Annotated in this window: 21 protein-coding genes; 2 read left to right on the top strand and 19 right to left on the bottom strand. The window is 39.1% G+C overall.

Going from position 1 to position 20069, the window contains the following annotated elements; genetic code table 11:
* Nucleotides 1–170: 170 nt before the first annotated feature.
* The 6 genes from JFU50_RS11195 to ssb all read right to left on the bottom strand — a co-directional run bounded on the left by JFU50_RS11195 (nt 171) and on the right by ssb (nt 6560).
* Nucleotides 171–1073, bottom strand: coding sequence for an ABC transporter permease (locus JFU50_RS11195; protein ID WP_201187439.1), 903 nt, complete (start codon nt 1071–1073; stop codon nt 171–173).
* Nucleotides 1074–1085: 12 nt separating this feature from the next.
* Nucleotides 1086–2090 (bottom strand): ABC transporter permease, encoded by a 1005-nt coding sequence (locus tag JFU50_RS11190; protein ID WP_201188136.1) that lies wholly within the window; start codon nt 2088–2090, stop codon nt 1086–1088.
* Between the two features lie 117 nt (nt 2091–2207).
* Nucleotides 2208–3824, bottom strand: coding sequence for an ABC transporter substrate-binding protein (locus tag JFU50_RS11185; protein ID WP_201222612.1), 1617 nt, complete (start codon nt 3822–3824; stop codon nt 2208–2210).
* 44 nt (nt 3825–3868) lie between these two features.
* Entirely contained in the window at nt 3869–4837 is a 969-nt protein-coding gene (locus tag JFU50_RS11180; protein ID WP_201187441.1) for an ABC transporter ATP-binding protein, read from the bottom strand.
* Entirely contained in the window at nt 4818–5822 is a 1005-nt protein-coding gene (locus JFU50_RS11175; protein ID WP_201187442.1) for an ABC transporter ATP-binding protein, read from the bottom strand. Before JFU50_RS11175 ends, JFU50_RS11180 begins: the two co-directional genes overlap by 20 nt.
* A gap of 375 nt (nt 5823–6197) precedes the next feature.
* Entirely contained in the window at nt 6198–6560 is a 363-nt protein-coding gene (gene ssb / locus JFU50_RS11170) for a single-stranded DNA-binding protein (RefSeq protein ID WP_053348513.1), read from the bottom strand.
* A 385-nt stretch (nt 6561–6945) separates the two neighbouring features.
* Here ssb and JFU50_RS11165 point away from each other — a divergent pair, with 385 nt between their 5' ends.
* Complete coding sequence (locus JFU50_RS11165; RefSeq protein ID WP_201187445.1) at nt 6946–7380, top strand: YwpF family protein; 435 nt, start codon at nt 6946–6948, stop codon at nt 7378–7380.
* A gap of 127 nt (nt 7381–7507) precedes the next feature.
* Here JFU50_RS11165 and JFU50_RS11160 read toward each other — a convergent pair whose 3' ends face one another.
* The 8 genes from JFU50_RS11160 to JFU50_RS11125 all read right to left on the bottom strand — a co-directional run bounded on the left by JFU50_RS11160 (nt 7508) and on the right by JFU50_RS11125 (nt 14085).
* A complete protein-coding gene (locus JFU50_RS11160) occupies nt 7508–7786 on the bottom strand; it encodes a hypothetical protein (protein ID WP_201222610.1) in 279 nt (92 codons plus the stop codon).
* A gap of 296 nt (nt 7787–8082) precedes the next feature.
* Nucleotides 8083–8511, bottom strand: a complete 429-nt coding sequence (gene fabZ / locus JFU50_RS11155; RefSeq protein WP_056524251.1) for a 3-hydroxyacyl-ACP dehydratase FabZ — start codon at nt 8509–8511, stop codon at nt 8083–8085.
* A 124-nt stretch (nt 8512–8635) separates the two neighbouring features.
* Entirely contained in the window at nt 8636–8965 is a 330-nt protein-coding gene (locus JFU50_RS11150) for a DNA-directed RNA polymerase subunit beta (RefSeq protein ID WP_242486080.1), read from the bottom strand.
* Between the two features lie 103 nt (nt 8966–9068).
* On the bottom strand, nt 9069–9917 hold the full coding sequence (locus tag JFU50_RS11145; protein WP_201187448.1) for a flagellar hook-basal body protein: 849 nt from the start codon (nt 9915–9917) through the stop codon (nt 9069–9071).
* A 56-nt stretch (nt 9918–9973) separates the two neighbouring features.
* A complete protein-coding gene (locus JFU50_RS11140; protein ID WP_201187450.1) occupies nt 9974–10813 on the bottom strand; it encodes a flagellar hook-basal body protein in 840 nt (279 codons plus the stop codon).
* Nucleotides 10814–11095: 282 nt separating this feature from the next.
* Nucleotides 11096–12097, bottom strand: a complete 1002-nt coding sequence (gene mreB / locus JFU50_RS11135) for a rod shape-determining protein (protein WP_053348506.1) — start codon at nt 12095–12097, stop codon at nt 11096–11098.
* Nucleotides 12098–12418: 321 nt separating this feature from the next.
* The gene (gene spoIIID, locus JFU50_RS11130; RefSeq protein ID WP_034315767.1) at nt 12419–12691 is read right to left on the bottom strand and encodes a sporulation transcriptional regulator SpoIIID; all 273 of its coding nucleotides are present in this window, start codon (nt 12689–12691) and stop codon (nt 12419–12421) included.
* A gap of 434 nt (nt 12692–13125) precedes the next feature.
* On the bottom strand, nt 13126–14085 hold the full coding sequence (locus JFU50_RS11125; RefSeq protein WP_242489038.1) for a M23 family metallopeptidase: 960 nt from the start codon (nt 14083–14085) through the stop codon (nt 13126–13128).
* A 131-nt stretch (nt 14086–14216) separates the two neighbouring features.
* Between JFU50_RS11125 and JFU50_RS11120 the strand changes: the two genes are divergently transcribed.
* Complete coding sequence (locus JFU50_RS11120) at nt 14217–14642, top strand: VanZ family protein (protein WP_201187454.1); 426 nt, start codon at nt 14217–14219, stop codon at nt 14640–14642.
* A 20-nt stretch (nt 14643–14662) separates the two neighbouring features.
* Here the strand turns inward: JFU50_RS11120 and spoIID are convergent, their stop codons facing one another.
* The 5 genes from spoIID to nuoN form a co-directional block, all read right to left on the bottom strand.
* A complete protein-coding gene (spoIID, locus tag JFU50_RS11115; RefSeq protein WP_201187456.1) occupies nt 14663–15697 on the bottom strand; it encodes a stage II sporulation protein D in 1035 nt (344 codons plus the stop codon).
* Nucleotides 15698–15898: 201 nt separating this feature from the next.
* Nucleotides 15899–17200 carry a UDP-N-acetylglucosamine 1-carboxyvinyltransferase gene (murA, locus tag JFU50_RS11110; protein ID WP_053348502.1) on the bottom strand — a complete coding sequence of 434 codons (1302 nt, stop codon included), beginning with the start codon at nt 17198–17200 and terminating at the stop codon, nt 15899–15901.
* Nucleotides 17201–17232: 32 nt separating this feature from the next.
* Nucleotides 17233–17982 (bottom strand): YwmB family TATA-box binding protein, encoded by a 750-nt coding sequence (locus tag JFU50_RS11105; protein ID WP_201187458.1) that lies wholly within the window; start codon nt 17980–17982, stop codon nt 17233–17235.
* Nucleotides 17983–18149: 167 nt separating this feature from the next.
* Nucleotides 18150–18392 carry a DUF1146 family protein gene (locus tag JFU50_RS11100; protein ID WP_053348500.1) on the bottom strand — a complete coding sequence of 81 codons (243 nt, stop codon included), beginning with the start codon at nt 18390–18392 and terminating at the stop codon, nt 18150–18152.
* 149 nt (nt 18393–18541) lie between these two features.
* Nucleotides 18542–20068, bottom strand: a complete 1527-nt coding sequence (gene nuoN, locus JFU50_RS11095; protein WP_201187460.1) for an NADH-quinone oxidoreductase subunit NuoN — start codon at nt 20066–20068, stop codon at nt 18542–18544.
* Between the last annotated feature and the right edge of the window lies 1 nt (nt 20069).

Below are 20069 nucleotides of genomic sequence, written 5' to 3'. Positions count from 1 at the left end.
TTTTCTTACTAAGTATAAAAGTATCACAACCTTTGGGGTGATTTTAAGAGATAATAGTCACTATTTTCCTATTTCTAACTAGGATTTTGTTATTATTTTTCATATTTTAATAGATTTGTAAGAGAAACAAAAAAGATGGTGATTGTAAAAGAATCACCATCTTTTAACATTTAGTTTTTCATTCTCGGATCCAATGCATCTCGCAGTCCATCACCCATTAGGTTAAAGCCGAGGACAGTTAGCATAATCGCAAGACCAGGAAACAGCACCGTCCATGGTGCCTGAATGATAAATGACCTCGAATCGGCAAGCATTTTTCCCCACTCTGGTGCCGGCGGTTGTGCACCGAGACCAAGGAACCCGAGTGCTGCACACTCAATAATGGCAGTGGCAATCGCCAAAGTACCTTGAACAATAATCGGTGCAAGGCTGTTCGGGAGTACGTGATGAAGTAGAATCCGGCCATCCCCCATTCCTATTGCCTTGGCAGCTGTTACATATTCCTCTTCTTTCACTGTTAAAACCCTCGAACGTAAAAGCCTGCCGAATATCGGAACATTGACGATGGCAATGGCAATAAGTGCATTGCGAAGTGAAGGCCCCAATACGGCTACTACGGCAATGGCAAGCAATATACTTGGAAACGCTAGAATAATGTCAAAAACTCTCGATATGATTGTATCTATCCACTTTCCGTAATACCCGGCGATAATTCCTAGAAAAGACCCGACTACGACAGACCCGGCCACAGATAAAAAACCAATTCCTATTGATATGCGCGAGCCATAGATAACCCTACTCAAAATATCACGGCCGAATTCATCCGTTCCAAACCAATGTTCTGAAGATGGAGACAGATGTTTATCACTAAGCTTCTGCCCCTCAAATGAATAAGGTGCAATAATCGGTGCGAAAATAGCGATTAAGACAAAAAATAAAACAATGCCAAGACCGACAAGGGCTATCTTGTTTTTCTTAAAGCTTTTCCACCCTTCCTTCCAGGGAGAGATGACTTTTTCCTCTGTCTCTTGGGGATGAAGGATTGGCGATGTATTCGTTGCTATTTCAGGCATGAGTTTCCCTCCCTATTTATACTTAATCCTAGGATCAATCGCTGCATACAACAAATCCACAACTAGGTTAATCATGACAAACAAAAAGGCGATGATGAGGATTCCGGACTGAATGACCGGATAATCCCGGGAAAGAATTGCATCATAAATGTATGTACCGATACCTGGCCAACCAAATATATTTTCCGTTAAAATAGCCCCTCCTAAAAGCAACCCTGTCTGTAGGCCGATAACCGTAACCACTGGAATTAAAGCATTCTTCAAGGAGTGCTTATAAACAACCCAAAACATTCTCATTCCCTTGGCACGAGCCGTACGAATGAAATCCGATCTCATTACCTCTAGCATGGACGAGCGTGTCATCCTTGCAATAATCGCCATCGGAATGGTAGCAAGCGCGAGTCCCGGTAAAATTAAATGCTTAACCACTTCGCTAAATTGGTCAACTCTTCCAGAAATGAGGGTGTCTAATAAATACAGACCCGTTATTGCCTCAACAGGATCTCTGATATTGTCACGTCCTGTCGTAGGAAGTAAATCCCATTGAATCGAAATGATATATTGTTCCATTAGACCAAGCCAGAATATCGGCATAGACAAACCAATCAACGCAATGACCATTGCTGCATAATCAAACCATGAGTTTTGGAACCATGCCGAAATAATACCGGCATTTACACCAATGACTACAGCTATAAGCATGGCAATCAAGGCTAACTCAATCGTCGCCATTAGATAAGGCCCAATTTCTTCAGATACCGGACTCTTTGTTTTTAAGGAAACACCAAGATCGCCTGTGAACAGACCTAATAGATAATCCCAAAATTGAATAAACCAAGGTTTATCCAAACCGAGTTCCTTTGTCATTGCTGCAACTGCCTCTTTTGTTGCTTGCTGTCCTAAAATTACTTGTGCAGGATTTCCTGGAATCGCACGAATCATCATAAATACAATAAACGCCATTCCAAGTAATACTGGAATGAGGGATCCTAAACGCCGTACGGTATAGGAAAACAAAACAATCACCCGCCTTTTTACAATAGGGTCCTTTACATTCACCCTCGATTATTTTGAAATGCATTCCATAACAAAACCGGGCAGCATGCATAAATCCATACTCCCCGATTCGTACGGTTAATTCTCTATAGACACGTTAACTAGAGATTGAGAACCGGTTGGATGCGGAACAAATCCTTTTATTGTCTTAGTTCCAGCAAGTTGTGGTAAAGAGTGTACAAGTGGAACCCATGGCGCTTCTTCATGAATGATTTCCTGCGCTTTTCCATATAACTCATTACGTTTAGCTTCTTCTGCAGTAGATTGAGCTTCAATCAATAGTTCATGAACCTCTTTGTTTGCATAGCGAGCATAGTTATTTGATCCGATATTATCTTTATCCAATAAGGTGTAAAGGAAGTTATCTGCATCTCCATTATCGCCTGTCCAGCCTAGCATGAAGGATTCAGCTTCTCCTGCCTGCACTTTCTCTAAATATGCAGCCCATTCATACGAAACGATATTTGCTTCGATACCTACTTGTTTTAAGCTTGCTTGAATGGCTTCAGCTACTTTTTGACCATCCGGCATATATGGACGTGGTACCGGCATTGCCCAAAGATCCATTTTGAACCCATCTTCAAGTCCAGCCTTTTTAAGTAATTCCTTCGCTTTTTCTACATCGTAGTCATAGTCTTCAATGTTGTCATTGTATCCAGAAACAGATGGCGGCATTGGATTCTTAGCAGGCTCAGCTGTGCCTTCGTAAAAGTTATCAATGATTTCTTTTTTGTTAATTAGGTGTGAGATGGCTTGGCGTACTTCCTTTTTGTCGAATGGTGCTTTTTCAACATTGAATGCAAAGTAGCCGACATTCATGGATGGCCTTTCGAATATTTGTAGTTTGTCATCCCCTGTTACTTTGCTAATATCACTTGGGTTTAACCCGTCCATTAGATCAACTTCACCTTTGATTACAGCATTTAATCGAGCAGAGTTATCTTTAATGACTTTAAACGTGATTCCATCAAGCTTTGGCAGTCCATCTTGCCAATAGTCATCATTTTTCACCACTTCAATCGTATCGCCTGGTTTCCATGATTTAAATTTGAATGGACCTGTTCCAGAAGGATTCTTACCGAAATTGTCTGCATCTTTTTCAAATCCAGTTGGACTTGCTATTGCAAATGTAGGCATAGCAATATTTTTCAAGAATGGTGCCTGCGGACGATTTAAAGTGAATTCCACTGTATTATCATCAATAGCTTTTACCTCTTTGATAACATGGCCTTCATCACCTTCAAAGCCGCCAAACATAGAGGCATAGTATGCAAATTTAGCTTCATCCTTACTTTGTGCCCAGCGCTGAAAGTTTTTAACAACTGCTTCCGCATTGAAATCCGAGCCATCATGGAACTTAATGCCTGTTTTCAATTTGAATGTATATGTCTTTGCGTCATCGGAAACATCCCATGATTCTGCAAGACCTGGCTTTATTTCCGTATTATCTTCTCCGTATTTTACAAGGGTTTCAAAAACCTGCTGTGTGACGATAAATGATTCACCATCCGTTACTATAGCGGGATCAAGTGAAACTGCATCGCCGCCTTTACCATAAATTAATACGCCTCCTTTTGCTTCACTTGATCCCCCTTTCTCTTCATCTTTCTCTTTTGTTGTAGATGAGGAACATCCTGCAAGTGCAAGTGAAAGCGCCAGGATAGTAGTTAACAATAAAGCCCATGTCTTCTTCATATTCTTCCCCCTTTATTTTTTTAAGAATTTATGTGTACGTCGTGTCAATTGTATAAATGACAAGCAACGTAGTGACCGGGTTTATGCTCATGCAAGACGGGTTTTACTGATTTGCACTCCGCCATGGCCTGCGGGCATCTCGTATGGAAGGGACATCCGCTTGGCGGGTTAGATGGGCTTGGAACATCGCCCTGCAGGATTACTCTATCTCCCTTATATTCCACATCTGGAATCGGCACAGCAGATAATAAAGCCTGCGTATATGGATGAAGGGGGTCTTCGTAGAGTTCTTCGCTTCCCGTCAATTCAACGATATGACCAAGATACATGACACCGACGCGGTCAGAGATATGCCTTACTACGCCAAGATCGTGGGCAATGAATAAGTAAGTCAGATCAAAATCCTTCTGCAAATCTTGCAAAAGATTCAACACCTGAGCTTGAATCGACACATCCAGTGCAGATACGGGCTCATCAGCGATAATCAGCTTAGGGTTAACTGCAAGTGCCCTAGCAATGCCAATGCGTTGCCGCTGACCACCACTGAATTGATGCGGGTACCTTTTGGCATGGTAACTGCTTAAACCAACAACCTTTAGGAGCTCCTGCACCCGGTGTCGGCGTTCCTTTTTATCTTTTAAACCATGAACGATAAGGGGCTCTTCCAATATCTTTTCAACAGTATGCCTGGGATTAAGGGACGCGAATGGGTCCTGAAAAACCATTTGCATTTCTCGACGCATCTTTCTCATTTCACGGGAAGTTAAAGTCGTTAGGTCTTTTCCCTCAAAATAAACATTCCCTTCACTTGGCTCAAGCAATCGAAGCAGTAACCTACCTGTTGTTGACTTTCCGCAACCGCTTTCACCAACAAGACCTAAGGTTTCTCCTTTATAAATGGAGAATGACAAACCATCAACGGCCTTTACCTCCCCCACCGTCTTCCCGAGAATACCTCCTTTGATTGGAAAATGCTTCTTCAAGTTTTCTACCTTAACTAATGGTTGAGTCATGCAATGCTGCTCCTTTCCCATCTTCATACATCCAGCAGCGTACTTGCTGGCCATTATCGAATTCCAGAAGTGACGGGGTCTCACTTAGACATTTCTCCATAGCATGAGAGCAACGAGGGGCAAACTGGCAGCCCAGGTTGCTTGTTCCTGGCCTTGGAACATTACCTGGAATCGAGTAAAGCCGCTCTTTTTTTAGACGCATATCGGGAATCGATTGTAGTAAACCTACCGTATATGGATGTTTCGGATTTCGAAAAATCGTTTGCACTTGTCCTTCCTCTATTACCTTGCCGGCATACATTACAATGACACGCTCACACATTTGCGCCACAACGCCAAGGTCGTGAGTAATCATCATGATTGCTGTATCTGTCTCTTTATTTAAGTTCTTCATTAACTCTAAAATTTGTGCTTGAATCGTCACATCCAAAGCGGTTGTCGGTTCATCTGCTATGAGAAGTTTCGGCTCACAGATCATTGCCATTGCAATCATGACCCTCTGTCTCATCCCACCTGAAAGCTGATGGGGATATTCATTGATAAGTTCCTCAGCACGTCCAAGTCCAACCAGCTTTAACATTTCCACGGCTCTTTGACGGGCCTGCTTTTTATTCCATTTTCTATGTATCCGAAGAGTCTCCACCAATTGCTCTCCAATTGTAAAAACTGGATTCAAGCTTGTCATTGGTTCCTGAAAAATCATGGCAATTTCATTTCCACGAATCTTTCGCATTTTCGCTTCAGAGGCATTGGCGATGTTAACCCCTTTAAAAAGAATCTCTCCTTCTACCTTACCAGCCGGAGAGGGAACTAGTCCCATGATGGACAAAGAAGTTACACTTTTCCCGCAGCCTGATTCCCCAACAATCCCCAGCACCTCACCTGGATTGATGTGAAAATCAATGGAATTTACGACTGGAATTTCCCCATCGTCTGTGCGAAAACTCGTTCGTAGTCCGTTCACTTCAATAATTGGTCCTTTCATTACATCACTTCCTATATATAACTATTTTACCAATTTAATATTATTTGATTTATTATTGCATCTAAATTGAAAATTTACAATATATTTTCTTAAAATTCTAATTTTTTAGAATAATAATTTTATTTTACATTTACCACTTTGTTGTACATATTTATTACATAAAAAAAATGACTGCGATTTTGCAGTCATTCAAAAGGAGGGAATCAAGTACCTTGATTCAATTTAGGGGTAATCGGAGATACTTACGGGGGAAAAGCCACATCGGCTTTGGGGAAATAAGGGGAGTAAACGAGTCTTATATGAAGTAATACTTTACGAAATTGTTTTATGTTGATGAAAAAGACGCCTGGTTCAAGAACAGAAATTCACGTTAGACTATAAACCAATATGCTCAAAATCCTTTGGCTTAACATCATTTTGTTTAGATCCTATGAATTGAACCTTCTCGGCGACAACTTCGGTGACATACACTTTTTTACCTTCTTGGTTTTCGTATCTCCTCGTTTGAATTCTGCCGGTAATGCCAATTAAGGCCCCTTTTTTGCAATACTGAGCGGTGTTTTCAGCTGTCTTTTTCCATATGATACACTGTACAAAGTCCGCCTCATAATCTCCTACTGTATTACGAAAGTTACGGTTAACCGCTAACGTAATATTGGAAACTGCCTTGCCATCCGGTGTGTATCTTAATTCGGGGTCCTTCGTCAGTCTCCCTACAAGGGTAATTTGGTTGATCATCTTTTCACTCCTTTCTCTTTAATATGCTTTTATCATAATGAATCTTTCATCAAATGGAAAATCGAGAAAATAATCTGTATCCACCTATTTTCTTCATAAAAACCTGGTTTGTATTTACCTAAAATTCAATTTTTGCAATGGAAAGTAAGTAAAAAACAAAAAGAGTACAAATTTAAATTTTTTGCAAATTTTTATTGTATCGTTCATAATTTAGACAATTGTTGGGTTTTCATTTCATTTAGGTACGGTTTTTTAGTATGATATAATTACCTTTAAAAGGATTAACAGGTTTAAACTTTCACGAAACCAATCATATATCGGAAATCTAGGTTTAAGAGGGGTATTTTCCACCCTTCTTCATACAGGCAAGAAACGGAGGAATTAGATGAAATCGTTTAAATTAATTTCGTTGCAAATTGTTACTGAGGAATTACACTTAATTGATATTGTATTAACAGACGGTCTTATAATTAATAAAGAAAATGATGCTAGAACCTGGTTACTCGAAGCCTTTGTAGAAGAAAGCCACTTCAGAGAGCTTGAATCCTCACTTCCCAATATAGACGGAGAGGTGTTTATCCAAGCCGTTATTACAAAAAAGGACAATGAACCAGCTTTATTTAGCACTGTCCTACGTACCATAAGAAAAGTTGGCAACCATTATAGCCTATTATTTGTTGGACACATCCAAAAAACACGCAGCAAATATGCAGAACTTCTTCTTGAAGATTTGGTCCAGAAAGGTCTAGTCGGCGATGAATTAATAAATGAATTCAAGCAAAAAATCCGCTCTAAGCCTAAACTAGCCACGAATAAATAAGGTACCCTTCCCTTTATTCCTATTTCCCCTCAAACCAAATACACACAAAAAAAGACTGACCTAGACGAAAAAGGATAATAATCCTCTTCTTAACTAGGTCAGTCTTTTTAATCAATTTCTAATTACTTTACTTGTTATCGTCATCGACGTCGTTATCTTTGGTATTATCGTCGTTTTCAATCATTCCATCATCATCTTTATCCAGATCATTTGCATCGTTATCATTATCATTCACATTGTTATCATCATTCACATTGTTATCATCAACGCCATTGTTATCATCATTAATTATGTTATTATCTTCTGGAGCGGGATTGTTATCATTATTATTTGTTCCACACCCAGCAAGGAACATCACAGATAATAAAGATCCCGCAATTAGTGCAAAAATTCTTTTCATCATCATTTTTGGCAACCTCCCTTCTATCTTTTAATCATTACTTATTTTGCCCGAATGTGAAAATAACTTGCGTCCTATTTTAAAATAGCAAAGAAGATCCGCTGAACTCATATTTATAACGAATGATTCGCATTAAAAAATGCCGGACATATATGTCCGACATTCAAAGGGAGAATAAAAAGAAATTGTAATTAAAGAATTCAACGCATTTGCTTCTTATATATACACCTATAAAGACTTTTTAAAACCATTTTTATAAAAAAAGTTATATTAATCCAACTTTATCTTGAACAAGTATATTTTTATTTGTCTCCGAAGGCAAACATAATCTCTGTTTCACATGCAACCTCGCCATCTACCGTTGCCACCGCTTTCCCTTTACCCAATGATCCCCTCATACGCACTATTTCAACTTCAAGGCGTAGTTGGTCACCTGGTTTTACCTGCTTTTTAAATCGACAATTATCAATTCCAGCAAAAAACGCAAGCCGTCCTTTATATTCATCTTGTTTCAAAACTGCTACAGCGCCAACTTGTGCTAATGCCTCTACAATTAATACTCCAGGCATAACAGGATAATCAGGGAAATGCCCATTAAAGAATTCTTCATTAGCTGTAACATTTTTCAGTCCTACAGCTCTTTTTCCTTCTTCTATTTCAATAATCCGATCAACTAATAAAAATGGATAACGATGCGGAATGATTTCCTTTATTTGCGTAATATCTAACATATTTGTTCCTCCTATGACTTTAATTTTTTCACACATAACGAAAACCCGCCTCTACCCTAAAGGCAGAGGCGTAGTTGCCATAAATATTTCTATAACAACGGCAACTACTTCGAAAAATATGGAACTATGCGTCTTTGTTTACAATATCAATAATATGGGTCCACGTTGATTTTTGAAAAACATCCGTTGCGTGTCCTCCACCGATCACACTGTAACCTAAAAGCGCCCCAGATAATACAGCAAAGAAAATTAATCCCATAACAATGAGTAAACGAAGCCAAATTGGCAAAAGACGGACCCTGATTCTACGGTTCTGTTTCGCTTCAACTTCCATTACCTCTTCATTAAGTTGTTGTCTCACTACACTTTTTTGCTCCATATAAGATGTAAAAGCTCCTTTTTCTAAGAAAACTCGCCGACTGATTTTCTCTCTTCTCATACTATCGGCAGCCATGTCGAAATGAAAAGCGCCAACAAATACCTTTGTTAAAGTATTAATTATAACTGATTTGTTATAAACTCGCAGCGAGGTATTCTTTATTCTGTATTCCTATTACTCAACGGATACCATTGATTAATCCGCTCATTTGATCAGCCATCGTTACGGCACGAGATTGAAACTGATAATGACGCTGAACATTGATTAAATCCGTCATTTCTTTAGAAAGATCGACATTCGAGGACTCTAGGACGCCTTGGCGGACAGCTATTTCACTACGTGAATCTCCTGTTAGCGCTGTCATTATATCATCTTCCGTAACGCCCAGGCCTCTCATGTTATCGGGAAGACCAAGTAAATTACCACCTAATTGGTCAAGGAATTGTGGTTTTTTTACCGAGACAACGCCGAGCCTAAAACTCTTCTCGCCAAATTCCTCCGTATCAACCGTCAATAAGCCTTTTTCCGAAACTGTGATTTCTTTAATACTCCCCTCAATAAGGATCGGCTCCCCATATTCATCAAGGACTCGATGCCCAGCAGAGGTAACTAGCAGCATTTGTTCTGGATTTTTCGCACTAGGGGATAAATAAAAAGCACCATCCCGTGTTAACCTTGTATTGACCCCTTTGTCATCCTGAACGCTTACCGTAAAGAATAGATCTTCCTTTGTGAATGCCACATCAAGATTACGGTCTGTCGTCTTTAAAGCCCCCTGTGCAAGCACCAATTGAGATTGACTTATCTTAGCACCTGTTCCCTGTCGAATACCAGGTGTTGTCAACCTTCCAATTTCCTTGGACTTACTCGGCTGATTATCAAAACTTTGCGTTAACAAGTCATTAAAACTCGTTTGGGTCTTTTTGTAAGCAGTCGTATCCACATTGGCAATATTATTGCTGATTTGATCAATTTTACTTTGAAGTTGGTTTAGCGTATTCGTCGCTGTTATCATAGTTCGATTCATAGACATTCCCCTTAAATGTTCAAATTCCCAAAGACAGTTTTCTACAAATCGATTACTTAAAGCTTGCCAACCTCATTGACCGCTTTATCCAAACTTTTATCATAGGCTTGAAGGACTTTCTGACTAGCTTCAAAAGAGCGGTATGACGACATCATTTCTGTCATCGTTCTCGATTGATCGACATTCGAGCCCTCAAGAAAACCTTGTTTCGTAGAAAAACTAACCTCTGCACCCGCATATGCACTAGGTAATTCATCATCATTCACAACTTTATAAAGACCTTCTCCATCTTTCATAAGCTGTGCAGATGGATTATCTGAAAAACCGATGCCAAGGCGTGCCTTTTGAACATTTCCTTCTAAAATAACACCGTTTTCTGTAACGGTAAACTGATCACTATCAAGCTGAATTCGTTCATTATTCTCATCCAGTACATAATAACCATTAGGGGTAGTCAAATACCCTTGCCCATCTAAAGTAAAACTGCCGTTACGTGTATAACGGAGTCCACCATCGCCATCCAGAACAGTAAAAAGCACCGCCCCTTGCCGACCGGTTCCTTCATTGATTGGAAGATTTTCGTCAGCCAAGGCAAGATCTGTATTAAGCTGGGTTTCCTCTAGAGTACCTTGTGTAAATAAAGGATTGGTTTCTTGTACATAAACACCGGTACTAAGGCTCCCTACCTGAGAAAACTTCGACATGCTTAATTTGTTTTCTGTAGGAATCGTTTTACTATCGATGTTGCTGAGAAGCATTTCCGGAAAAGATCTTATACTCGTTTGGTCAGCTTTAAACCCTGTTGTATTTGCATTGGACATATTGTTTGTAAGCATTTCTGTACGCCTTTGCTGTGTAAGCATCCCAGAAGCAGCTGTATAAAAACCTCTTAACATCTTCTTCACTCCTTATTCTACATTACTTATACCGTTTAATTTCTTATATCTATCTTATCGGTCATAAACTTCAGTATCTTAAGGAAAAAAGAAAAGCATTAGGCAGAAGAATTTGTCTGTATTATAGGCTAGGTCAGATTTAAAGGAATGGTGTTAAATTTTCAACTAAAAGAAGAGGGCCTATTGCTCATCAGTACTAGAACTGCACGCACTTTCACTATGCCTCATGTTTGTCTGAACCTTAGACCCCTATCTTATAATGCAGATTTTCACGTCCGCTTTTTAATTGAATTTGTGCCGTGGCAATTTGTCCATATTATCAAGCATAATTCCAGTTCCAATTGCAACACAATCCATTGGATTTTCTGCTACAAGTACTGGGACTTTAAGTTCTTCTGCAAGAAGGAGATCAATACCATGAAGCAATGCGCCTCCGCCTGTTAAAATGACGCCTCTGTCAATAATATCGGCAGAAAGTTCAGGTGGTGTCCGCTCAAGTACACTTTTTGCAGCTTGTACGATGATAGAAACTTGCTCGCGAAGAGCTTCTTCAATTTCTTCAGAGTTGACAGAGATGGTTCTAGGTAATCCTGATACCATATCACGCCCACGAATATCAATGACTTCTTTACGTGAACCAGGGAAGACTGTTGCAACCTGAATTTTAATGTTTTCTGCTGTACGTTCACCGATTAGAAGCTTATACTTCCGTTTGATATAATGTAAAATTTCATTATCAAATTTATCACCGGCCATTTTAATAGAAGAAGACGTAACGATATCCCCCATCGAAAGAACCGCAATGTCAGTTGTACCGCCGCCGATATCTACGACCATGTTGCCGCTTGGTTGAAAAATATCCATGCCAGCACCGATTGCAGCTACTTTTGGTTCTTCTTCAAGGAATATTTTCTTTCCACCGCTCTTTTCTGCAGCTTCTTTAATCGCCTTTTGTTCAACACTTGTTACGTTTGTTGGGCAGCAAATTAAAATTCTAGGCTTTGAAAGAAAGCCTTTCACATTTAATGTATTTATAAAATGCTTAAGCATCGATTCTGTTACATCAAAGTCCGCAATGACGCCGTCTTTTAAAGGACGAATTGCGATGATGTTTCCTGGAGTCCGGCCTACCATTTTACGAGCTTCTTCCCCGACAGCAAGAACACGGTTTGTATTCTTATCGATCGCTACTACCGAAGGCTCATTTAACACAATTCCTTTACCTTTGACATGTATTAGAACATTGGCTGTTCCAAGATCTATCCCAATATCTCTAGCAAACATTTCTTAAATCCTCCTTGAATATCCTCACATATAACCTACTTCTGTCCTAATTGTTTATTTTACCATATCGTATTGACACAAGTAAGTATGAATTATAAATAAACATAAACATATACTATTTTTTCCTAAATAACCAATATGAAACATCATCAATGCACCTACATATATCCATAATCACTATCCCATACTTTTACCCAATAAAAAAATCCCGGCATGGAGATTCATAATCAAGGTTTTATAAAGATGACACATTTTCATGTCCTCTTTATCTATTCCCTAATTTCTCGAATCACTTCCAAATACCGGAATCAATTTAAATACTTATTTAACGATTTCTTCTTCTCTTTCAGATCGTTTATATTTTAATTTTGTCGCTTCTCCACCTCGAAGGTGACGAATGGATTTATGATAATCCAATATATCCTTCACTTCGTTAGCCAAATCAGGATTAATTTCTGGCAGCCTCTCCGTTAAGTCTTTATGCACTGTACTTTTAGAGACTCCGAACTCTTTTGCAATGACGCGAACTGTTTTTCTAGTTTCCACGATATACTTTCCTATCTTGATAGTTCTTTCTTTGATGTAATCGTGCACACCACTCGACCTCCCCAAATTGGATGTGAGAAGTGTGAAATGAGATTCGTATTTTTCGAATCGAATACCGCTGCCCTATAAACAATGAAAGATAGAATTATTCAACTATTAGATAATTTGTAATAAACGATTCCTCACCTCAAACACTCTCTTTTCATGGTTTATAACATCTTATTAGCTTGGTTAAGAATATATGCCTAATGGGACAGGTGAATTAGATTTATTTCTAAGATTTATCTGTTTATTTTCCTTAAAAACAAATTATTTCCCGAGAAATTTGTCGGAAGAGCGAGGGTTTCAGCGTTTGAACCAATATTTCCTCGAAAGAAAAAAGGAAGCCGTTCAAAATGAACGGCTTCCTTTTACCAAATTTTCAGTTGTTGTCATTCGAAACGCTCAAGGTTTATGTTTTGATTTTATTAAAAATCTTAATCTTAATTAGATTGATTTAACGAATCTTTCAAGGAATCGCTTTTCTCAGTAGAATCTTCACCTGGTGTAGAGCCTTCCTTATCAGTACCACTTTCTAAATCTGTGCCCTCTTCAGTTTCATCAACTGCAGGCGTTTCATCTGTTCCAGTTTCTGATTCGTCAATTGCTGGTGTTTCTTCTTTCTCAGTTTTAGATTCGTCAACTGCTGGTGTTTCTTCTTTCTCAGTTGAATTGTCAAGTGTGCTGCCTTCTGTTTCAGTTGCTGATTGAATGGCAGATGCTTGTTTATCAACAAAATCAATTGGATTTAATGCAATGTTATCTTTTCTGATTTCGAAGTGGACATGCACGCCTGCTTCTTCATTGATTTGACTTTTTCCAGCAGTAGCAATAGCTTGCCCTTGTTTCACTTTGTCACCAACCGCTACTTTGATATCTTTCACTGATTGATAACGAGTAACAACACCATCTTCATGCTCAACTTCAATTAAATTGCCAAGCAAAGCATCGTCTTGAACTTTCGTTACATTTCCACTTAACGATGCTTTTACATCGAAAGCTTTTCCATCTTCCATTGCAATGTCTATACCTTTGTTTTGCTCATATCTATTGTTGTAGAAAACCAAAGCTTCTTCTTGTGCCTTTTCATCTGCATTCACATCATAGAATTGTTTTTTAATTACCGTTTTGTCGGCATTGGCTACAGGCATCTTGATTGTCTCAAGATTACTATTGACCTCGACTGAAGGCTGATCGTAGTTTTTTCCTGTTTCAGCTGAGTCCTCTTTACCGTCATTAGCTGAATCATCAAAACTATTTTGTAATAAGAAGGCCGCGGCTAAGATTATGGCTGCACTTGCGATATAGATTGCTGATAACGCCCAACGTTGTTTAAGTATACGTCGGATTTTGGAAGTTGGTTTCTTTTCTTCCTCTCTCATATTAATCACCTCAGCAATCATTCTGAACATTTTGCTAAGATTATATACATTTTGGTAAAAAATTTTTTAGATTTATTTTGTGGAAAAGAAACCGATTTTATTCGTAGAATGGTAAAATGTTTTGTATCTTATTGTTGAAGGATGTTTAATTTATGAAAAAAGCCTTTAAACTCGTGTTAACGTTATTACCTTTTTTATATATGATTGCCATTTGGACAATGTCCAGCCTTCCTGATGATGTTATTCTTGATATCCCCTCATCATCAACGGACCGATTTATCAAAGAGGCACTTCATTTAGTCGAATTTGCAATTTTGTACATATTATTCGTATCTGCTCTTGCAGTAAACCAAAAACTGAAGCCAACGCTAAGCTTGTTGGCAGCCCTTGTGGCAGGCTTATACGGTATTGTAGATGAATATCATCAATCTTTCATTCCCTATCGTTCCGCCACCTTAATAGATGTAATCAAAGATATCATCGGAGTATTGGCTGTCTATTTTCATGTTCACTACCACTATTTCAAGCACGAACGTGGCTTTTTAACTATTATAGAAAAATTAGGCGAAAAAAAATGAGAGATGGGGAATCCCATCTCTCATTTTTTCGCCGTCATTGTATTCATCCACTTGCTAGAAGACTGTACTTTTACCCCTTTATAGTAGTACTTTACAATATCTTCATAGTTTTTTCCTTCCCTGGCCATTCCATTAGCACCGTATTGACTCATTCCAACTCCGTGTCCATATCCTTTAGTCGTGATGACAATTTGGTTGCCTTGGCGCTCCCAGTTAAAATCAGATGACTTCAATCCGAGCTTTTCACGAATCTGCTTCCCTGTCAATTTCTTTCCGCCGATTTCAACTACACCTACACGATTACCTGATGTTCTTTCAATGACAGTCCCTATTGTTGTCGCTGATGATAGACTTACGCCTAGCTTCTTTTCAAAATCCGCAGCGTCCACTACCATTTTATTATAAAACTTTGGTGATTCTTTATCCCATGGACTGGATACACTTTTTAAATAAGGAAACTCTGCTTCCCAATAGTCCTCGGAATTCTCTGTATATCCATTGCTGGTCGAAAAAAAAGTCGCTGTAATTGGTTTTCCATTATAGGTTAGAATTTGGCCTTGTGTTTCCTTAATAGCTTTGTTAATTTTCTTCATCTTCCATTTATAATCAGAGCCCCACTGCTCTTTTAGCTCATCATTATTCATATAAACTTGATGCATTACCGTATCGCTCACATCTGCACCGTCTGGCAAGCCCATTCGATTATCGTTTATGAGCTGATCGACAATGTAAGTTCTGGCTGTCAATGCTTGGGCCTTCAATGCTTCTTCCTCAAAATCCGCCGGCATTTCAGCTGCAACCACTCCAGCCAAATACGATTCAATCGGCAGTTTTTGAATCTTTTTAGCAGATGTACGGTAAACAGCAACTTCAACGGAACTCATTTCATTTGTACTCACTTCTTTACCCTCTTCCTTTGCTTTCTGTTCTAATTGTTCGTCTAACTTTCCACTTGTCTTATCACTTGAAAATGGAAGCACAAGCACTGCTGGAATCATAATAATCACAAATGCTACTGCTATAAATAGTACGATCATCGGTTTGATAGCTTTCAAATCCTGGGCCTCCCTACACTTGTTCTCTGCTGATATTCTCCCATCCAGCAGGTATCTCTACATAACATATGTATGTCGAAGGACAAGCTTTTATGAATAGAAAAACGACAGTTACTGAGTTAGAAGTTTTAATACTAGAACAAAACAAAAAACCCATTCACACTTCAATGACTGAAGCGTGAATGGGTTTTTTAAGATATCTTATGCGTTTAAATCGGCAATTTTTTTTGTTTCTGAAGGTACTTCTTCGTTAATACGCTCCACATCAGCACCTAAAGATGCTAATTTACCATGGAAGTTTACGTATCCTCTGTCAAGATGCTTTAATTCTGTAACACGAGTAATGCCATCCGCAACTAATCCAGTCAGGATAAGCGCAGCAGCAGCACGTAAATCAGTTGCAGCCACTTCAGCACCTTGAATATTAGTTGGTCCATTCACAATAACAGAACGACCCTCAATTTTTATATTCGCATTCATGCGGCGGAATTCTTCAACATGCATAAAACGGTTTTCGAACACTGTCTCCGTAATCATACTTGTTCCTTCAGCACGCAATAATAATGCCATCATTTGTGATTGCATATCAGTTGGGAAACCAGGATGTGGCATTGTTTTAATATCAATAGCCTTCAAGGTTTTTGGACCGATAACACGCAATCCATCTTCTTCCTCAAGGATTGTAATGCCCATTTCTTCCATTTTCGCAATAAGGGAAGTAAGATGTTCAGGCACAGCTCCTTGAACAAGAACGTTACCACCGGTAAGAGCAGCCGCCGTCATAAACGTACCAGCCTCGATGCGGTCAGGTATAATCGCATGTTCAGTGCCATATAATTTATCGACACCTTCGATTCTCATTGTACCCGTACCAGCGCCTCTAACTTTGGCACCCATTTTATTAAGGAAATTCGCAAGATCTACAATTTCAGGCTCTTTGGCCACATTTTCAAGTATAGTCGTACCTTCAGCAAGTGTTGCTGCCATCATGATATTTTCAGTGGCACCTACACTTGGGAAGTCAAGGTACACTCTTGCACCCTTAAGTCTGCCTTCAACTTCGGCATCAATAAAACCGTTACCGACCTTCACTTTTGCTCCCATCGCTTCAAAGCCCTTTAAATGTTGATCGATAGGACGAGAACCGATGGCACAACCACCAGGGAGAGCAACGCGGGCCCGGCCATTCCTTGCTAATAATGAGCCCATCACTAAAACGGAAGCTCTCATTTTACGTACATATTCAAATGGTGCTTCTTCTAATAACTCTCTTGATGCATCTACAGTTACTTGATTGTCATGAAAGGCAACATCTGCATTTAAGTTGCGCAATACTTCGTTGATTGTATATACATCGGAGAGCGTAGGAACATCTTTAATGATACTTTTCCCATCACTTGCTAATAATGTTGCAGCGATAACTGGCAAAACGGCGTTTTTAGCACCTTCTACTTTAACTGTCCCGCTAAGCCTATTTCCGCCGCGGACGATGATTTTTTCCAAAAGTATTCCCCTCCGCGTCCATTTTCTCTATATTAATATTCAAACGTTATGATTGGTGTGCCAACTACAAAGTTCGTTCTGTCACCCAATCCTTCTGTCCGTAGCCCAAACTGCAAATTTAATTTTTCTTTTGTCAAAGGTTGTTTAAACAATGTTGAATGTGCAGATATAGATGTAAAGTTTGTTTCATGCACACTCTCAATTTCCCTTGCTTGGAACATATCTAACAGATCTTCAGTTTTAGAGTTTAAAACCGAATCCATATTATCATTGATAGACCCTTTTATACAAGAAAAAATTGAAGGAGTTCCTATAAATAGGTCATTCACCCTGTTCTGGAACGTTGTTGTAAAGAAGGCTGAATTAGCTTTTCTCCACTTTTGCCCCTTCACTTCGTAAATAACATAGGTAACTTTATCAAATTTCTCTTCCGTTGTCATTATTTTAATAGACTCGGTTAGACCTGAATCGACATTGTGAATTAACGCCTCAGCCTTCCAGCCGGAAGCATCATCTTCCCGGTACCATTGAAATTGAGGGTATTTTTGTTTTAAAACTGATACTTCTCTTTCAAAATCTTGTTTAGTTGCAATCTCTTTATTTATTTCTCTAGCATATACAGACCATTCTCCTATGTTTAAATCCTTATCCTGTTGTAGCAGTTCCACCAACTTGACTATATCGGTTTTACTTTCTGCCACAATCGTTCTATTCCCAATTAAAATCACCATCAAACCAAGAAATACTATGTATGTTAACATTTTTTTGTTCCAATTATGCATGTTAAATCCCTCCCCTTTTATACATTCTTTCCACAAGGAGAGAGTTCATACTTCGTGTTTTCCGACAATTGGTGACACCTCACTACCTGATATTATTAATAGCAGGGGAAGTATGGCGAATACAAGAGTAGAATCATATTTTGCTATAAGCAGAGCCTTACAGCTTATTAATCATCACTAAACATATATGGGAGTTGGTTCGCAAATCCCAGGTAGTCAAGGAAGAAATTACTAACAACTGAACCAATGGCAACCGTTAATAAAATATATAAAACCCTGGCCTTGATGACTGAATTGGATCTTAAAATTTTATCAAAGTGTAATGCCTGTAAAGCCCACCAGGTAACTGCAATGAAAAACAAGTGTGCAATTATTCCTGTTAAAGCCTGCTGTCCCATTGTTGAAAACATGTACATACCTCCTAAAAGACACCCGTCTTCTATTCTAACACAAAACCCCTTCGAATTTGGAATATAAAAGGAAGAATTGCAAAATATCTTTTTGAAACTGTAAATAGAGGCTTGATCCAATGGAACAAGCCTCTAATACAGGCATTATATCATTCACTCGAAATAAAGTCTGTAAAATCCCCAAATTGATTATGGAGAAAATCCAAGGCTATATTTGGAACTATCCCGAAAAGGATGGTGCCTACTAGACAAATAATTATAACGGTGGACAGACCGGATCGAATTTTAATTACCTTGTCTGAATGAATGGGGCGGAAAAAGACTTGAACCAATAATCCAAAATAATACACATAGGACACAATTGTACCTGCAATCATGATCCCTGCAAGGACATAATGTCCAGGTTCAGTAATGAATGTTCCAAGAAAAATATTCAGTTTGCCGATGAACCCTGTCGTTCCAGGAATTCCAGCTAACGAGAGGATAAAGACAGTAAATGCTATGGCAAGGTAAGGAGATCTCCCCCCAAGCCCTGCCACAATACTTATGTCCTCTGAGCCACTTTGACTGGAAAGCAGTTGAATGACCGCAAATACGCCGATATTCATTAGTAAATATGCCAGTAAGTAAAACCAGACTGTATCCATCAGGAAGTAGCCACCGCCCATTGTCGCTACCGCTATAAGGAGGTAACCGGCATGGGCGATACTAGAAAAGGCAAATAACCGTTTTAAGTTTTGTTGTCTTAATGCAATTACATTTCCAATAATGATTGTCAAACCTGCCACAAAAGCTATATAGATATTATTTTTTTCCAAAAAGTCGAGTGCTCCGAATGTATCACCGGGAGCGGTTAGAAACAGTGAAAGGAAGATGCGCAGGATAATGACGAATCCTGCAGTTTTCGAGATGACACTTAAAAAGGCAACAACAGGAGTAGGTGCTCCCTCATAGACATCCGGCGCCCACATATGAAACGGAGCAGCAGCAATCTTAAAGGATAAACCAACAAAAACCATGAAGAAAGCGAGACCCATAATGTATTGCAGCTGACCATCCGTCATAGCGGCCATCGTCCGGCTCATCTCCCCTAGATTTACCGAGCCGGTCACTCCATATAAATAGCTCATTCCGAACAAAGTAATTGCCGTGGAAATACCGCCGTTAATCACATATTTCATAGACGCTTCATTAGACTTTCGATTATGTTTACGTATTCCTACTAATATATAAGAAGAAAGTGAAAGTAGCTCTAGTCCAACAAACAAGGTTATCATATCACCGCTTGAGGTCATGATCATCGCCCCAAGCAATGCGGTCAGGAACAGATAATAAAATTCCCCGCGATGCTCCTGCAATCCCTCTTGGGGCTCGTAGCTTTCAGCAAGGAGGATGACAAGACCCGCTCCGAATAATAAGATTAGCTTAAATGCTTTTGCAAATGAATCTAAACGAAATGTATCGGATAAGATGCTTACAGTCTCATAGGAAAATAAGCTAATCAGTGACAAAAATGCCAGAATAATTCCGGTTAACGCGAGCCATGCAAGTTTCCTTCGATTAAAATGCTTTGGCCAGAATAAATCCAATATCGAAAGAATCATGGCCGTTCCAAGGATGATGAATTCTGGCATCATCGCTCCCCAATTGTAAGAAAGCATTGTGTTCCAATCCATC

The organism is Peribacillus sp. TH14, from assembly GCF_016651145.1.
Classification (GTDB): Bacteria; Bacillota; Bacilli; order Bacillales; family DSM-1321; genus Peribacillus; species Peribacillus butanolivorans.
The sequence above is the reverse complement of the archived record's forward strand: the minus strand, read 5'-3'. Positions and strand labels throughout refer to the sequence as shown.

Coding starts and splice junctions, on each gene's coding strand:
- JFU50_RS11195 (WP_201187439.1), bottom strand. CDS start 1,073: ATGCCTGAAATAGCAACGAATACATCGCCAATCCTTCATCCCCAAGAG.
- JFU50_RS11185 (WP_201222612.1), bottom strand. CDS start 3,824: ATGAAGAAGACATGGGCTTTATTGTTAACTACTATCCTGGCGCTTTCA.
- JFU50_RS11180 (WP_201187441.1), bottom strand. CDS start 4,837: ATGACTCAACCATTAGTTAAGGTAGAAAACTTGAAGAAGCATTTTCCA.
- JFU50_RS11175 (WP_201187442.1), bottom strand. CDS start 5,822: ATGAAAGGACCAATTATTGAAGTGAACGGACTACGAACGAGTTTTCGC.
- ssb (WP_053348513.1), bottom strand. CDS start 6,560: ATGATCAACCAAATTACCCTTGTAGGGAGACTGACGAAGGACCCCGAA.
- JFU50_RS11165 (WP_201187445.1), top strand. CDS start 6,946: ATGAAATCGTTTAAATTAATTTCGTTGCAAATTGTTACTGAGGAATTA.
- JFU50_RS11160 (WP_201222610.1), bottom strand. CDS start 7,786: ATGATGATGAAAAGAATTTTTGCACTAATTGCGGGATCTTTATTATCT.
- fabZ (WP_056524251.1), bottom strand. CDS start 8,511: ATGTTAGATATTACGCAAATAAAGGAAATCATTCCGCATCGTTATCCA.
- JFU50_RS11150 (WP_242486080.1), bottom strand. CDS start 8,965: ATGGCTGCCGATAGTATGAGAAGAGAGAAAATCAGTCGGCGAGTTTTC.
- JFU50_RS11145 (WP_201187448.1), bottom strand. CDS start 9,917: ATGAATCGAACTATGATAACAGCGACGAATACGCTAAACCAACTTCAA.
- JFU50_RS11140 (WP_201187450.1), bottom strand. CDS start 10,813: ATGTTAAGAGGTTTTTATACAGCTGCTTCTGGGATGCTTACACAGCAA.
- mreB (WP_053348506.1), bottom strand. CDS start 12,097: ATGTTTGCTAGAGATATTGGGATAGATCTTGGAACAGCCAATGTTCTA.
- JFU50_RS11125 (WP_242489038.1), bottom strand. CDS start 14,085: ATGATTGCTGAGGTGATTAATATGAGAGAGGAAGAAAAGAAACCAACT.
- JFU50_RS11120 (WP_201187454.1), top strand. CDS start 14,217: ATGAAAAAAGCCTTTAAACTCGTGTTAACGTTATTACCTTTTTTATAT.
- JFU50_RS11105 (WP_201187458.1), bottom strand. CDS start 17,982: ATGCATAATTGGAACAAAAAAATGTTAACATACATAGTATTTCTTGGT.
- JFU50_RS11100 (WP_053348500.1), bottom strand. CDS start 18,392: ATGTTTTCAACAATGGGACAGCAGGCTTTAACAGGAATAATTGCACAC.
- nuoN (WP_201187460.1), bottom strand. CDS start 20,068: ATGGATTGGAACACAATGCTTTCTTACAATTGGGGAGCGATGATGCCA.